Source organism: Bradyrhizobium sp. Rc2d (genome assembly GCF_900099855.1).
In the GTDB taxonomy this organism is placed as follows: Bacteria; Pseudomonadota; Alphaproteobacteria; order Rhizobiales; family Xanthobacteraceae; genus Bradyrhizobium.
This window is the reverse complement of record NZ_FNCU01000012.1, coordinates 97792-113395: the sequence shown is the minus strand read 5'-3', so window position 1 is coordinate 113395 and position 15604 is coordinate 97792. Positions and strand designations below refer to the sequence as shown.

The following is a 15604-nucleotide window of genomic DNA, read 5'->3' as shown; positions in this document are numbered from 1 at the left end:
TCAACAACGCCGACGAGATTGCAAGAGTGGAGAGCGACCGCGTCAGCAAGTCGCTCTCCGCCTGCGCAGGCGTGATGCGTCAGTACTTCTTACATTCCGGTACTGTGCGGCCCGGCAACCCGATCTTGGAGAACACGGCCGGATCATAGCCGAGCGTCTGGTTCACGTTCAGGATCACCTTCACGACCTTGCTGAACAGCGCGCCTTTGCCGTCATCGACGACTTCGGTGACGAAGTTGGTGCCGATCGCCTGGCGGTTGGAGTCGAGTTTGATCTTGCCGTTCGGCGCATCGAGCTCGATCTTCGCCAGCGCTTCCTTGAACTTCGCCTGGTTGTTGGAAAGGTCGCCGTTGACCTGACGCAGCGCGAGGATCAGCGCCATGGTTGAGCCATAATAGTTGGTCGCGAGCAGCGACGGGCTTGGAAAGCGCTTGTTGGGCGGGAAGGCGTCCTGATAGGCCTTCACGAACTTCTGCCAGCCCGGATCCTCCCAGGTATCGGCCTGGCCGCTCGCGGCGATGGTGCCGATCAGCGCATTCTTGGCGTTGCCCTTCGACGACAGGATGGTCTGGTCGATCATGATGGAACCGCCCATCAGATGTGCCTTGCCGCCGGCCTGCTGGTACTGGTTGAGGAAGTTTACGGCATCCGCGCCGCCAAGCCCGAGATAGATGGCGTCGACGTCGTCGGGCAGGGCGGCGATGACGGAGGCGAAATCCTTCGTTCCGAGCGGCACCCATTGCCGGTTGGTCACCTGTCCGCCCATGCCGCAGAACTCAAGCACCAGCCCGAACACCTGGGTGTAGATAAAGGAGTAGTCCTCGCCGACGGTTGCGATCTTGCGATACTTCTTTTCCTCATAGGCGTATTTGCCGAGGCCGACCTGCCACTGCGCGCCGTCCATGTTGTAGCGGAAGAAGTTCGGGGCCGGATCGACATAGGTCGTTTCCTGGGCGCCGGAGGCCGCATTGATGAAGGTCAGCTCGGGGTGGGTCTTCGCAAAATTCTTCACCGCGATGCCCTCGTCGCCGGAGAGCGGTGAGAGCAGGATCTGCACCTTGTCTTGCTCGATCAGCTTGCGCACGGCGCGCACGGCGGAGTCCGGCGTTGCGTCGGTCGAGGCGACGATGAATTCGAGTTCCTTGTCGCCGACCTTCTTGCCGAGCACGTTGAGGGCGGTCTGATGGCCGCGCATGCCGTCCTCGCCGAGCACCGTGTACGTGCCTTCGAGCGTTGCGGTCACCCCCACCTTGATCTTTTCCTGCGCGATCGCGGCGCCTGAAAGAAACAGGCTGCTCAGCGCCAGCAGCCCCACACTGCATTTCGACATTGTGCTCCTCCCTGTGTCGTCGATTTGTCGCCACGCCGGACCGGCGCTGCGCCCGCAGCTCGAAGGGCTCGCGGATTTGACGGGGAGGCTAGCCGAAGTCGCATGCGGTGCATGCGCGGACGCCTCGTTCGGCTTGACGGGCAGTCTCATTTTGGATGTTGCGGCGCAAATAGTTTCGCGGTGCAACAGGTCGCGGGTGCAGGTTCATCCCGCGAGGAATCCTCCGTCCACCGCGACCACTGTGCCGGTCGCATATTGTGAAGCCGGCATGCACAGGAAGGCGACGGCTCCGGCGATATCCTCCGGCTGTCCCCAGCGCTTGAACGCGGTCCGGTCGGCAATGCGCTGATAATGGGCACGGTCGGTGCGGCCGGCGGCATTGATCGCCGTTTCGATATAGCCGGGCGCCACCGCATTGACGCGGATGCCTTCGTCGGCCCACTTCAAAGCCAGCGCCTTGGTCAGCATCACGACGCCGCCCTTGCTGGCGCAATAGGCGGGAATCCGCGGCAGCGCCAGCGTCGCATTCATCGAGGCGATGTTGACGATCGAGCCCTTCGTCTCCGCGAGCTGGGGGTGGAACGCCATGCAGGTCCGGAACGTGCCGGTAAGATTGACGTCGAGCACCTTCATGAAGGTCTCGATCTCGAATTCCTTGTCGCGTGCGAGAATGCCGGCGCAGTTGACCAGCGCGTCGACGCGCGTGTGCTGCCGCGCGAAGGACGTGACGGCGGCATCATCGGTGACATCCAGCGTCGCGAGCGTGAGCCTGGTGCGTGGCTTGAGCAGGGTGCGGGCAAGATCGGCCTCGTTCGCGCCCGTTGCAGTCACCGACGCGCCGAGGTCGCAAAACTGGTTGCTGATCGCCGCGCCAATGTCGCCGGCGCCGCCGATCACGACGGCATGAAAGCCGGTTGCGAGGGAGAAATTCGAATTCATCGGGACTGTCTCACTTCAGGGATTTCGGAGGCGGAGCCGTCGATTCGCGGACCACCAGCGAGAAGTCGATCTCGCGATGCATGATGGTCTGCTCGCCGGCGAGGCTGCGCACCAGATATTCTCCGGCGCGCTGCCAGGTTTCTGCGGTCGGGACGTGGATCGTGGTCAGGCTCGGCCGCAAATGGCGACTCCAGTCGAGGTCGTCGAAGCCAACCACCGAAAGATCGCGCGGCACGGAGAACCCGTCGCGCTCCGCCTCGAGCAACACGCCATAGGCGATGACGTCGTTGCCGCACACCACGGCCGTCGGACGGTCTTTGAGGTTGAGGAGATAGCGCGCCGCCTCGCGTGCGTCGTCCAGCGTGTAGGGCACCTCGACATGCCATTGCGGCGGCAGCTCGATCCCGTTTTCGGCCAGCGCACGACGAAAGCCGGCGACGCGGGCACTGGCGCGATCGTTGTTGCGCTGGAGGGCCGAGACGATCCCGATGCGGCGATGGCCGAGTTCGATGACATGCGCGGCGGCGCGATGGGCGGCTGCCTCATTGTCCGTGCCGACGCAGGGGTAGGGCCGGTCGGGCTGGTAGATGCCGACATTGATGAACGGCACCGCGTTGTCGGCCAGCAGCTTGCGCAATCCGTCGTGATGGCAATCGCCGCGCAGCACGAGGCCGTCGACGCCGCGGCTGATCAGGTTGCGCGCCTGTTGCAATTCGACATCGAGATCATATCCGCTCGTGGTGAGAAACAGCATGTACCCGACCGAGGAGAGATACTGCTGGAGCGAGGCGATGCCGCGCGCGAACATCGTGTTGTCGATCGTCGGCACGATCGCGCCGAGGGTGCGCGAGCGCCGCGACGACAGGATGCGCGCCGGCGCATGCGGGATGTAACCGAGCGCGTCGATGGCCTGTTCGATGCGCGCACGCAGGGATGGGCTCACCGCATCGGGATTGTTGAGAGCGCGCGAGACCGACGCCGTCGACACGCCGGCGCGGGCCGCCACGGCGCGGATGCCCTGTTTCACGGACTTGGCGTTGGTCAGTCTCATGAATGTAACGTTACATCCTGCGTGGTGAGCCGTGAAGTCACGAAGATGATGCAAATCTGCCGCAGATTGTGACGCCTGTCCATCGCTTGACACCGTGGATGTGAGGTCTAGATTGTAACCGTTTTCAAGTGGTGCTCAAACGTGTTCAAAAAGGTCCGCCAGCTTAAGGCGGCCAGCCGGGAGGAGAGTTCGATGAAGGCTAGGATGCTCGCGACCCATGTCGCGTTGCCCGTTCTCGCGATTGCGGCGGCCAGTGCGCAGGCGCACGCGGCCGATTTCGACTGGATGAAGTTCAAGGGCAAGACCGTCACCTTTCTCGCCAACAACAATCCGGTCGCGCAGGCGCTGCTGACCTACAAGGCCGATTTCGAGAAGCTGACCGGCATGACCCTGAGGGTCGACGGCTATCAGGAGCAGCAGATGCGCCAGCGCCTGGTCACCGTCATGAATGCGAACAGCGACGAGGTCGATGCGTTCATGACGCTGCCCTCGCGCGAGGGCGAGCAGTTCGCCGCCGCAGGCTGGTACGGCGATCTCACCGCGATGGCCAAGAACGAGGTGGCCAAGGAATACGATCCGGCAGGGCTGAGCCAGGCGCTGCTGAAGGCCGCGACGTTCGGCGGCAAGCTGACCAGCATGCCGATGAACATCGAGGGTCCGATCTTCTATTACCGCACCGACATCTTCAAGAAGTGCGGCCTTGAGGCGCCGAAGACCATCAAGGAGGTCGAAGCAGCCGCCGCGAAGATCAAGACCTGCGACAGTGCGGTGACGCCGTTCGTCTCGCGCGGTCTCAAGCCCGCGGTCGCCTACACCTTCAGCAACATGCTGCACAATATCGGCGGCAGCTACATTGCCGGCGGCAAGTCGAACCTCTGCTCGGCCAAGGGCAAGGAGGCGCTCGACACCTATAGCCGGCTGCTGCGCGATTTCGGACCGCCCGGCGTCGTCAACTACAGCTTCCAGCAGATTTCGGCGCTCTACCGCGGCGGCCGCGCCGCGATGGCGTTCGAATCCTCGAATGAATTGCGCACGGTGATGGAAGGCGGTGCGCGGTTGAAGGACACCGGCCTGTTGCCGTTCCCGGCGGGCGAGGCCGGCCAGGTGCCGACCACGATCGGCTGGGGCATGGCGGTGTCCTCGCACAGCAAGCAGCCGGAGGCGGCCTGGTACTTCGTGCAATGGGCGACGAGCCCCGAGGTGCAGAAGAAGATGGCGCTCCAGGGCATTGCCCCGCCGCGTCCGTCCGTCGCCAAGGATCCCGACTATCGCAAGTGGATCGACGAGGAGCCGGTCCGCAAGGAATGGCAGGCCGCGCTCGACGTGCTCGCCACCAAGGGCTCGTCCGAGGTCGGCTATCCCATCGTTGCGAACCCGGAATCGCGCGAGTTCATCGGTCAGGCGGTGCAGGATCTTATCCTGAAGCAGAAGCCGATCGACCAGGCCTGCGCGGATGCCGACAAGGCGCTGGATGCGCTGATCGCCCAGAAGTAATCGCTTGATGCCGGCAGGCCTGCTGCCTGCCGGCACCTCGTCACTCTCAAGGAAACGCACGCATGTCTGATGCGGCTGCGACACTCACGCAGGACCGGCAAAAGCTGGAAATGTCGGCGCTTTCGGCGCCGGCCGTGATCTTCACGGTCGCGATGATCGCGTTTCCCGTCGTCTATACGGTCTGGCTCGGCTTCCAGAATTTCTCCTCGACCGGCAAGCAGTCCTTCGCGGGCCTCGCCAATTATTCCAAGCTCGTCTCCGACTACGAGTTTTGGCACGGGCTGTGGGTCACGATCGCGCTCTATGTGCTGTCACTGGTGCTGCAGCTCGTCTTCGGCGTGTGGCTCGCACTGGTGTTGTTTCACGCCAAGCGCCTGCCGGGGATCGTGCGCTCGCTGTTCATCTCGCCGTTCATGATGCCGCCGGTGGTGGCGGGCATGATGTGGCTGGTGATCCTCGATCCCTCGCTGGGGGCGGCCAACTACATCCTGCAAGCGTTCGGTCTGCCGCCGTCGGAGTGGTTGGCCTCGCCGTCACTTGTCATTCCGACGGTTGCTCTGATCGACAGCTGGCAGTGGACGCCTTACGTCGCCTTGATCGTGCTGGGTGGATTGCAATCGCTGCCGCCGAGCGTCTACGAGGCCGCGCAGATCGACGGCGCATCCCCGTTCAGGACCTTTCAGCGCATCACGCTGCCGCTGCTGCTGCCCACCATCGTCACCGCGGCGATCCTGCGCAGCGTCGATCTCCTGCGCTTTTTCGACATCATCTACATCACCACCCAGGGCGGTCCGGGGAACGCGTCGAATACGCTCAATATCTACGGCTTCCGGGTCGGCTTCGAATTCTTCAACATCGGCTATGCCAGCGCCTTGATGCTGACGCTGACGGCGATCGTGTTCGGCGCGGTACTCGCCTTCAACCGCCTGCGCGGCGCAGTCGCCTGGTGACGCCATGACGGACGCTGCCAATACCGATCGCTGGATCCGCTGGCTCAACCTGGTGCAGCTCGTGCTGGCCGGGATCATCATCATGGCGCCAACGGTCTGGATGGTGCTGTCTTCATTCAAGCCGTCCTTCGAGGTCACCGCCTATCCGCCGACGCTGATCTTCATGCCGACCTTGGACAACTATGTCGAGCTGACCAAGACCACGCCGTTCCTGAGCTATGCGCTCAACAGCCTTATCGTCACCGTCGGCTCGACCGCGCTTGGGCTGCTGTTCGGAATCCCCGCCGCCTTCGCGGTCTCCTGGACCCGGATTTCGTGGCCGGCGATCCTGACGCTGGCCGCCCGCATGGCGCCCGGCACGCTGTTTCTGCTGCCATGGTATGTCATGTTCCGGCAGGTCGGCATGATCGGCTCCTACACCGCGCTGATCCTCAGCCACGCGGTGATCACGCTGCCGATCGTGATCTGGGTCCTGCTGCCGTCGTTCGACGGCATCCCGCGCAGCGTGTTCGAGGCGGCGCAGGTGGATGGGTGCAGCGTCACGCGTATCCTCTGGCGCATCGCGCTGCCGCTGGTGGCATCCGGCGTCGCCGTCGCGGCGATCCTCGCCTTCGTGTTCTCGTGGAACTATTTCCTGTTTGCGCTGGTGCTCTCCAACGGCGACACCAAGACGCTGATCGCGGCGGCCTTCAACTTCATCGGCGAGGGCTCGACGCAATGGGGCGCGCTGATGGCCGCGGCGACGTTGATCGCGTTGCCGCCGCTGGTGCTGGCAGCTCTCGTGCAGCGCTGGCTGGTGTCCGGACTGACGCTCGGTGCGGTGAAAGGTTAGGTATCTGATGAACTTGTCACCTCGTCCCAATTCGATCATGCAGGCCGCGGTCTTTCACGGCAACGACCGCATCACCATCGAGCGTGTTGCGATGCCCGATGTCGGCACCGGCGAGGTGCTCGTGCGCGTCTCGCGTACCGCGCTGTGCGGCTCGGACTTCAAGCTCTGGCACAAGGGCGCCGAGTTCACCGCGGGCCACGAGATTTTTGGCGTCGTCGAGCAGCCTGGTCATCGCCTGCACGGCCGGCGCTGCGCCGTCTATATCCCCTTGCACTGCGATCACTGCGCGGCCTGCATGCGCGGCGATACCCAGATGTGCCTGGAAGTCTCCAGCCTGATCGGCTGGAACAGGCCGGGCGGCTATGCCGAATATGTGCCGGTGCCGGAAAACTGCCTGCTGCCGGTGCCCGACGATATCGAGGACAGCCTTGCGCCGTTGCTGCTCGACACCATCGGCACGTCCGGCCACGCCGTGCGCTTCGTCGGCCGTGTGGTGCCGCCGGCCGAAGCCGGACCGGTTCTCGTGATGGGGGCAGGGCCCGTCGGCCTCGGCGTCGTGCTGGCGCTCCGCGCACTCGGCTACGACGACGTCTATGTCGCTGATCCCAACGCCGCGCGCCTCAAGATCGCGCAATCCTTCGGCGCGAAGGCGCACGCCGTCGGCGATACCTCCAGGCGCTTTGCCCTCATCATGGAGTGCTCCGGCGCGCATGCGGCGCGCAACCTCGGCATCGAGCTGGTGCTGCCGCGCGGCGCCCTGGTGCTGGTCGGCGAGAACGCCGCGCCCTGGACCATCGAGGAAGGCAAGGTGTTCCGCCGCAAGGATTTCTACATGATCCGGACCTTCTATTTCCCGGTCTCGGATTTCGAGCCGAATGTCGAGCTGCTGCGCAAGTACAAGGACGAATACCGCGTCCTCGTCGATGGCGAGTTCGGCCTGTCGGCTCTGCCCGAGAATTTCGCCCGCTTCGCCAAGGGCGAGCTGATCAAGCCGGTTCTGGCGCTGGACTGAGCGATCATGGCCTCGATCTCGATCCGCAATCTCGTCAAGCGCTACGGCAATTTCACCGTGATCCCCGATCTCAACCTGGAGATCGCGGACCATGAATTCGTCGTCTTCGTCGGCCCGTCGGGCTGCGGCAAGTCGACCTTGCTGCGCATCATCGCCGGGCTCGAGCCGATTTCGTCGGGAGACCTCTACATCGGCGACAAGCGTGTCAACGGCGTGCAGGCCGCGCAGCGCGACATCGCGATGGTGTTCCAGGACTACGCGCTCTATCCGCACATGAAGGTCTACGACAACATGTCGTTTGCGCTGGAGTTGCGTGGCGTGCCGAAGGCGGAGATCGATGCGCGTGTCAAGCGCGCCGCGGCGCTGTTGCACATCGAGCCATATCTCGACCGCAAGCCGAAGGAACTGTCGGGCGGCCAGCGCCAGCGCGTCGCCATGGGCCGCGCCATCGTGCGCAATCCCAAGGCTTTCCTGTTCGACGAGCCGCTGTCCAATCTCGACGCGAAGCTGCGCGGGCAGGTGCGGGCCGAGATCAAGGCACTGTCGCAGGAGTTGAAGACCACCATGGTCTTCGTCACGCACGACCAGATCGAAGCCATGACCATGGCCGACCGGATCGTTGTGCTCCAGAGCGGCACGATCCAGCAATACGACACGCCGGAGACGGTCTACGAGCGGCCCGCCAACCAGTTCGTCGCCGGCTTCATCGGTTCGCCCGCCATGAATTTCTTTCCGGTCGAGTGGCGCCAGGAGCGTGCGCTTCTTTCGCAAGGCGGAACGGCAGTGCCGCTGGACAGCGAGGCCTCAGGCCGCCTGCGTCAGGCCGGCAATGCCGTTCTCGGCATCCGCCCTGAACATTTCACCGTGGCCACGGATGCCGCCGACGGTCTTGCCATCAACGTCAAGCTGGTCGAACCGCTCGGCTCGGATACGCTGATCCATTTCGATCTCGCCGGCGCCTCCGCGATCGCGCGGGTCGATCCATCGCTGCGGCCGAAGGTTGGCGATCGTCTCAGCCTTCGTCCGCTAGCGGGCAAGACGCATTTGTTCGATGCGTCCAACGGACAGGTCCTGCGGTGAGTGCATCCGCGCACATCGGTGATCTCTCGGCGCTGGCGGACGTGGCGTCTAGGGCCAGGTCCGTGCACGTGATCTGCCTGGGTCTGTCGGCGCTCGACCAGGTCTGGCGTGTCGATCGCCTGTTCGCGGGTCAAAGCGAGAAGATCAAGGCCACAGGTTACGGCACGCTTGGCGGCGGCATGGCTGCCAACGCTTCGGTCGCGATAGCAAGGCTCGGCGCGTCCGTCGCGTTCTGGGGGCGGGCAGGGAATGACGCCGCCGGCCATGAGATGAAATCGGCCTTCACGATCGAAGGCGTCGATGTCGAGAATTTTCGGCTGTTTCCCGACGGCCGCTCGTCCGTCTCCGGGATCATCGTCGGCAGTTCCGGTGAGCGGCAGATCGTCAATTTCCGCGGGCTCTTTCCGGAAGCCGCGGATTGGCTTCCGCTCGAAGCCGTCGCGCGCGCATCCTCCGTGCTGGCCGATCCGCGCTGGGTCGAGGGCGCAGCGACGCTGTTCCGCGAAGCCCGCGCGCGCGGCATTCCGACTGTGCTCGACGGCGACATGGCCGACGCCGAGGTGTTCGAGCGGCTGCTGCCGCTGACCGACCACGCGATCTTCTCGGAGCCCGCGCTCACATCTTTTGCCGGCTCGGCCAAGGATGACTCTCTCGCGGCGCTCGCGCGCTTCGGCTGCCGGGTCATCGCCGTCACGCGCGGCGAAGGAGGCGTGAGCTGGTACGAGAACGGCCAGTCGCATCGGCAGCCGGCCTATGCCGTCGAAGTCGTCGACACCACGGGCGCCGGCGACGTCTTTCACGGCGCCTATGCGCTTGCGATCGGCGGCGGCCTCGATGTGCGCGCCGCCATGGCGTTTTCGGCGGCGACAGCCGCTATGAAATGCCGCCACGCCGGCGGCCGCAACGGAATCCCCGATATCAACGAGTGTCTTGCATTCATGAGGACGAAGCCATGAGAACGATCGGAAAGAACCGCGGCCTGGCACGGCTGGCTGACGCGGATGGCCACTTTCGCATGGTCGCGCTGGACCAGCGGCCGCCACTGTTCGACGCCATCGCCAAGGCAAAGGGCATCACGCGGGATCAGGTCGAATATTCCGATGTCACGGCGGCCAAGCGTCTTCTCGTCGAGAACCTCGCGCCGCATTGCAGCTCGATGCTGTTCGACCCGAACTTTGCCGTGCCCGCCGCGATCGATCTCTTGCCGCCGCGCTGCGGCCTGATCATGACTCTCGAGGAGCACCGCGTCGAGGAAACGGCGGGTGGCCGCAAGTCGCGCGCGATTACCAATTGGAGCGTCGAGAAGATCCGCGCCATGGGCGGCGACGCCGTCAAGGTGCTGGCCTGGTACCGGCCGGATGCCGACGCTGCGGTGAACGAGCACCAGAAGCGTTTCGTGCGCGAGATCGGCGAAGACTGCGCCCGTCACGACATTCCCTATGTCCTCGAGCTGCTGGTCTATCCGTTCCTCGGCAGCGCCAATCATACCGCCGACTATGTGGAATCGCCGGGCAAGCTGCCGGGCCTTGTCATCGACAGCGTGCGCGAGTTCGCCAAGCCCGAATATGGCGTCGATCTCCTCAAGCTGGAGAGCCCGCTTGCGGCGGGCAGCCTGCCGGCCCGCGACGGCAGCGCGGAAGCGAAGGCCGCACAGAAGGAGTTCGATGCGATCGGGGATATCTGCCGCGAGCGCAGCATCCCGTGGGTGCTGCTGTCGGGCGGCGCTGCACCGGAAAAGTTCGAGCGAGTCCTCGACTTCGCCTATGCGGCGGGAGCGGGCGGCTTCCTCGCCGGCCGCACCATCTGGCTCGATGCCGTCCTGAAGAACTTTCCGGACCGCGCGGCGGTGTCGGCGAGCCTGCGCAAGGACGGCCTCGGCGTGCTGGAGCGGCTCAACAAGCTGACCACGGCCAAGGGCAGGCCGTGGAAGGCGCGCTTTCCGGTGTTCACTGATATCAAGCAGGAAGGTGACTTCGCGCGCGCCTATTGAGATAGTGGCTCTGCGTGGTTCATCCCGATCGCAGGATCCGCAACATGACTGACAGCTTCACCATCCGCTCGATCGAGGCGTTCTGCTATCGCTATCCGTTGGCGACGCTGGTGGTGACGTCGTTCGGCAAGATGCTCAACCGTCCCGCCGTCTTCGTTCGCGCCGTCGACGAAGACGGCGTCGAGGGATGGGGTGAGGCCTGGTCCAATTTTCCAGCTCCGGGCGCCGAGCATCGCGCCCGGCTCGTCAACGAGGTGCTCGCCCCCGGCCTCGTCGGACGCAAGTTCGACGGTCCTGGCCAGGCCTTCGAGGCGCTGACCAAGGGCACCGAAGTTCTGGCGCTTCAATGCGGTGAACCCGGTCCGTTCGCGCAGGCGATTTCGGGCATCGATCTGGCGCTGTGGGATCTCTCCGCGCGCCGCCGACGCTTGCCGTTGTGGCGGCTCCTCGGCGGTCAGTCACGCAAGATCAAGGTCTATGCCAGCGGCATCAATCCCGGCGGTGCCGTGCAGACGGCGGAGGCCGCGCTCAAGCGCGGCCATCGCGCGCTGAAGCTGAAGGTTGGCTTCGGCGCCGAGACCGACCTCGCCAATTTGGCCGCGCTGCGTGGGATCGTCGGCGCTGGCATGCTTGCCAGCGATGCCAATCAGGGCTGGTCACTCACGCAGGCGATGGAGATGCTGCCGCGGCTTGCCGAGTTCGATCTGCGCTGGCTGGAAGAGCCGATTCGCGCCGATCGGCCGCGCGAGGAATGGCGCAGACTGCGCGCCGCAGGGAAGATGCCGATTGCCGCCGGCGAAAACATTTCGAGCGTCGAAGGCTTCAAGGAGGTGCTGGCCGAAGACGTGCTCGGCGTGGTTCAGCCCGATATTGCGAAATGGGGCGGCCTCAGTGTCTGCGCTCCACTGGCGCGCGACATTCTGAAGGCGGGCAAGACGTTTTGCCCGCACTATCTCGGCGGAGGCCTCGGCTTGCTTGCATCCGCGCATCTTCTCGCCGGCATCGGAGGTGATGGCTGGCTGGAAGTCGACGCCAACGACAATCCATTGCGCGATCTGTTTTGCGGCCCGGTCCTCAACGTGACGGAAGGCATGATTGAATTGGACGAAGGCCCGGGACTCGGAGTGTCGCCTGATCTTTCATCTATCGAGCGTCATCGCACCACTTAGATAAGAGACTCGTATCGTGATGGCCGCGATCATGATCTGGCCTGGTCGAAGATCGGTGCGGATAGGGACGTGAAGTTCGGCAGAAGGGTATAAGGGCATCACGACAGCGGCTGATGCCGTCGCGCGCGTATTTGACCTCGTCATATGTATATGACCAAATAAAACGTCTCGCATTTGGCTGCGGGGCGTAACTTCTCAGCCGTCAGCTCCGTTCGCGTGCGCAATTGGGGGACCGATGCTCTTCGATATGGGTCAGCTTCCGGCGGATATCCGCTACAAGATCCTCACCGCGACCGTTACGCCGCGACCCATCGCGTGGGTGACGACGAGGTCCCGGGATGGGATCGCCAATGCGGCGCCCTTCAGCTTCTTCAACGTTCTCGGGCATGAGCCGCCGACGGTGGTGCTCGGCTTGCTGCGTCATCCGCAGCGAGGTTTGAAGGACACGGCGCAGAATATCGTCGAGATGGGTGAGTTCGCCGTCCACCTGGTGCCGCACCAGATGGCAGAAGCGATGAACGCGACCGCGGTCGATGCTCCCTCCGAGATCGACGAGATTGAGATTGCGGGGCTGGAGACGCTCCCCGCGCAGATGATTTCGCCTCCGCTCATCAAGGGATGCCCGGTTGCGTTCGAATGTCGCTCCCTCTCGGTCCATGAGACCGGGCCCCGGCAAATCGCCGTGATCGGCGAGATCGTCTGCGCTCACGTGGCCGAGCAGTTCGTGATCGACGCGCGCCGAGGCCATATCGATACGGTCAGCCTCGACCTCATTGCCCGCATGCACGGCTCAGGCTGGTATGCGAGGCCTCGTGAGCTCTTCCAGCTGGTGCGGCCGGCGCCGATCGAATAGGGCCGGCCGGCGCGAGGCCTCGGGTTGGGGTCCAGCGCCTGTCGACCCGAGCAGGCGATTGACATCCAAATTATTATATGTCTAAAAATATGCAAATTCATATATTGCAAGACCCGGCCAATGGACGCGCATCCGCTGAGGCTCAAGGTGCAGTCGGTCGCGGCGGAGACGCCGACGATCCGAAGCCTTCTGTTCGGCGTGGAGGGCGGTGCGGTTCCGCGATGGCAGGCGGGTGCGCATATCCGCGTGTCGCTGCCAAGCGGGGGAGACCGGCCTTACTCCTTGATGGCCTTGCCGGGCCTGCCCGAGGGAGTCCTCGCGCTCGGCGTTCTGCGCGAGCGGACGTCGACCGGCGGCTCGGCCTTCATGCATGCGCTCGAGATCGGCGATGTCGTGACGGCTTCGGAGCCCGTCAACAATTTCCCGCTGCATGAGGACGGTGCGCCTGCGCTGCTGTTCGCCGGCGGCATCGGCATCACGCCGATCCTGTCCATGGCGGCCGAGCTCAAGGCGAGGGGCGTTGCCCACCATCTTCACTACGCCGGACGGGCGCCGGGTCTGCTGGCGTTCCTGCCGCAACTGGAGACGGTGTGTGCGAGCATCCTGTCCGTTCATTACGACAACGACGCTTCGTGCCTGGACATCGCCGCCGCGCTGCACGGCGCGCCTGCGAACGCCCATGTCTATGTCTGCGGTCCCGCAGGCATGATCGAAGCGGTGAAGGCAGCGGCTCTCGCCAGCGGCATTGCCGCCAATCGCATCCACGACGAGCGCTTCAAGGCGGAGCCGCCCGGCGCGCCGAACCGTTCGTTCGAGGTGGAGCTCAGATCGACGGGCGAGATCATCACCGTCGCAGCCGATCGCAGCATCATCGAGGCGCTGGAAGCAGCGGGGCACGAGGTTCTCTCCGACTGCCGGCGCGGCGATTGCGGCATCTGCCAGTGCAGCGTGATCGCAGGCGTTCCCGATCACCGCGATGTCATCCTGAGCGACGCCGAGAAGGCGTCCAACAAGGTCATGCAGATCTGTGTGTCGCGCGCAAAATCGGAACGGCTGGTGCTGGATCTCTAGGACGAGGACAGGAACGTCATGGCTGGATACGCTGGAAATGCGCGGTCGATCGCAGCGCTGGTGCGCGAGGCGGAGGTGCATCGCGACGTCTACGTCGATCCTGAGATCTTCGAGCTCGAGATGGCGCATCTGTTTCCCAACAGCTGGGTCTGTGTCGGCCATGCGAGCCAGTTGGCGAAGCCCGGCGATTTCATCACCGCCAATATCGGCCGGCAGCCGGTGATGGCCAGCCGCCATATCGACGGCTCCATTCATGTCTTCTACAACCGTTGTCCGCACAAGGGCGTCAAGATCGCCTCGGAGCCTTGCGGCAATGCCGGAAAGTTCTTTCGTTGTCCCTATCACGCATGGTCGTTCAGGACCGACGGCTCGCTGCTCGCGATCCCCTTGAAGAAGGGCTATGAGAGCACCGGTTTCGGCGACACCCAGGCGAATGAAGGCTTATCAAGAATAAAGAACGTCGCGATCTATCGCGACTTCATCTTCGCGCGGCTGAGCGAGACCGGCGTGTCCTTCGAGGACTATTTCGGCCCAAGCCTTTCGACCATCGACAACATGGTCGACCGCTCGCCACAGGGCAAGCTCGAGGTTCTGGCCGCGCCGATCCGCTATATGCACACCTGCAATTGGAAGATGCTGGTCGAGAACCAGACCGACACCTGTCATCCCATGGTCGCGCACGAGAGCTCGGCGGGTACCGCGGTCAAGGTCTGGAAACGCGAGCAGGGCGATTCCACGGAGACACCGATGGCGGTGCAGCTCTACGGCCCGTTCATGAGCCCGTACGAATTCTACGAGCAGAGCGGCATCAGGATCTGGCCCAACGGCCATGGCCACACCGGCGTTGCCAATTCGATCCATTCCAATTATTCCGACGTCGACGGCTATCTCGAGCAGATGGTCGCGGCCTATGGCGAGACGCGGGCTCACGAGATTCTCGGCGATATCAGGCACAACACCGTCTATTTCCCGAACGTCATGGTCAAAGGCGCCGTCCAGATCCTGCGCAATTTCATCCCGATCGCGGTCGACAGGACGCTCGTCGAGAGCTGGGTTTATCGTCTGGTCGGCGCGCCCGACAAGCTCTACGAGCGTGCCCTGATGTACAACCGCTTCATCAACGCGCCGACCTCGATCGTCGGGCACGACGACCTCGAAATGTACGAGCGGGCGCAGGAAGGCCTGAAGTCCAACGGAAATCAGTGGATCAATCTGCGCCGCCTCTACGAGCCCGACGAACAGCCTGATGTCACCGCCGTCATCAACGGGACGTCCGAGCGGCAGATGCGCAACCAGTTTCACGCCTGGGCCAAATTCATGACCATGGGCATGGACAAGCATGCCGAGGTCGCGGAATGATCGACGAGAAAGCCGTCACGGATTTCATCTATCGCGAGGCCGAGCTGCTCGACACCATGCAGTGGCAGAGCTGGCTCGATCTGTTTCATCCCGAAGGGCGCTATTGGATGCCGCTCGAATGGCAGCAGCAGGATCCAGTACTCCAGCCTTCCCTGATGTACGAGGATCTGCTGCTGCTCAAGGTACGGGTTGAACGCCTTGCCGGGGAACGCACCTTCAGCCAGAAGCCGAAGAGCCGCTGCCACCATCTGCTTCAGGCGCCACGTATCATCGCCTGCGATGCTGCGGCCGGCGTGTTTAGGGCACGCACGTCCTACATCTACACCGAGACGCGCGGCGACCTGCTGGAGCGCTATTCGGGATGGGCATCACACGATCTCGTGCAGGTCGGCGACGGCCTGAAGATCAAGCTCAAGCGCGTCGACCTCGTCAATTTCGACGCGCCGTTCGGCAACATTCAGCTCTTCATGTGAG

Annotated in this window: 15 protein-coding genes; 12 read left to right on the top strand and 3 right to left on the bottom strand. The window is 63.8% G+C overall.

Going from position 1 to position 15604, the window contains the following annotated elements; translation table 11 throughout:
* Window positions 1–79: 79 nt before the first annotated feature.
* The 3 genes from BLV07_RS17040 to BLV07_RS17030 all read right to left on the bottom strand — a co-directional run bounded on the left by BLV07_RS17040 (window position 80) and on the right by BLV07_RS17030 (window position 3320).
* The gene (locus BLV07_RS17040) at window positions 80–1330 is read right to left on the bottom strand and encodes an ABC transporter substrate-binding protein (RefSeq protein WP_091887602.1); all 1251 of its coding nucleotides are present in this window, start codon (window positions 1328–1330) and stop codon (window positions 80–82) included.
* Between the two features lie 204 nt (window positions 1331–1534).
* On the bottom strand, window positions 1535–2269 hold the full coding sequence (locus BLV07_RS17035) for an SDR family NAD(P)-dependent oxidoreductase (protein WP_091887600.1): 735 nt from the start codon (window positions 2267–2269) through the stop codon (window positions 1535–1537).
* A gap of 10 nt (window positions 2270–2279) precedes the next feature.
* Window positions 2280–3320: a LacI family DNA-binding transcriptional regulator gene (locus BLV07_RS17030; RefSeq protein WP_176945585.1), complete on the bottom strand. Its 1041-nt coding sequence runs from the start codon at window positions 3318–3320 to the stop codon at window positions 2280–2282.
* Between the two features lie 192 nt (window positions 3321–3512).
* Between BLV07_RS17030 and BLV07_RS17025 the strand changes: the two genes are divergently transcribed.
* From BLV07_RS17025 to BLV07_RS16970, 12 genes are all read left to right on the top strand, one after another.
* The gene (locus BLV07_RS17025) at window positions 3513–4814 is read left to right on the top strand and encodes an ABC transporter substrate-binding protein (protein WP_091887802.1); all 1302 of its coding nucleotides are present in this window, start codon (window positions 3513–3515) and stop codon (window positions 4812–4814) included.
* Between the two features lie 62 nt (window positions 4815–4876).
* Window positions 4877–5764 (top strand): carbohydrate ABC transporter permease, encoded by an 888-nt coding sequence (locus tag BLV07_RS17020; RefSeq protein ID WP_091887595.1) that lies wholly within the window; start codon window positions 4877–4879, stop codon window positions 5762–5764.
* Between the two features lie 4 nt (window positions 5765–5768).
* Window positions 5769–6596, top strand: coding sequence for a carbohydrate ABC transporter permease (locus BLV07_RS17015; protein ID WP_091887592.1), 828 nt, complete (start codon window positions 5769–5771; stop codon window positions 6594–6596).
* A gap of 7 nt (window positions 6597–6603) precedes the next feature.
* Entirely contained in the window at window positions 6604–7608 is a 1005-nt protein-coding gene (locus tag BLV07_RS17010) for a zinc-dependent alcohol dehydrogenase family protein (protein WP_091887589.1), read from the top strand.
* Window positions 7609–7614: 6 nt separating this feature from the next.
* Window positions 7615–8688, top strand: a complete 1074-nt coding sequence (locus BLV07_RS17005; RefSeq protein WP_091887587.1) for an ABC transporter ATP-binding protein — start codon at window positions 7615–7617, stop codon at window positions 8686–8688.
* Window positions 8685–9644, top strand: a complete 960-nt coding sequence (locus tag BLV07_RS17000; RefSeq protein WP_091887585.1) for a sugar kinase — start codon at window positions 8685–8687, stop codon at window positions 9642–9644. Before BLV07_RS17005 ends, BLV07_RS17000 begins: the two co-directional genes overlap by 4 nt.
* Window positions 9641–10678, top strand: coding sequence for a tagatose 1,6-diphosphate aldolase (locus BLV07_RS16995; protein ID WP_091887583.1), 1038 nt, complete (start codon window positions 9641–9643; stop codon window positions 10676–10678). The genes BLV07_RS17000 and BLV07_RS16995 overlap by 4 nt, the downstream gene beginning before the upstream one ends.
* A gap of 44 nt (window positions 10679–10722) precedes the next feature.
* Window positions 10723–11847: a mandelate racemase/muconate lactonizing enzyme family protein gene (locus tag BLV07_RS16990; protein WP_091887581.1), complete on the top strand. Its 1125-nt coding sequence runs from the start codon at window positions 10723–10725 to the stop codon at window positions 11845–11847.
* A gap of 235 nt (window positions 11848–12082) precedes the next feature.
* Window positions 12083–12700 carry a flavin reductase family protein gene (locus BLV07_RS16985; protein ID WP_091887579.1) on the top strand — a complete coding sequence of 206 codons (618 nt, stop codon included), beginning with the start codon at window positions 12083–12085 and terminating at the stop codon, window positions 12698–12700.
* Window positions 12701–12820: 120 nt separating this feature from the next.
* Window positions 12821–13771: a PDR/VanB family oxidoreductase gene (locus BLV07_RS16980; protein WP_091887577.1), complete on the top strand. Its 951-nt coding sequence runs from the start codon at window positions 12821–12823 to the stop codon at window positions 13769–13771.
* 18 nt (window positions 13772–13789) lie between these two features.
* Window positions 13790–15130, top strand: coding sequence for an aromatic ring-hydroxylating dioxygenase subunit alpha (locus BLV07_RS16975; protein ID WP_091887575.1), 1341 nt, complete (start codon window positions 13790–13792; stop codon window positions 15128–15130).
* Window positions 15127–15603 (top strand): aromatic-ring-hydroxylating dioxygenase subunit beta, encoded by a 477-nt coding sequence (locus BLV07_RS16970; protein WP_091887573.1) that lies wholly within the window; start codon window positions 15127–15129, stop codon window positions 15601–15603. The genes BLV07_RS16975 and BLV07_RS16970 overlap by 4 nt, the downstream gene beginning before the upstream one ends.
* Window position 15604: the final 1 nt, after the last annotated feature.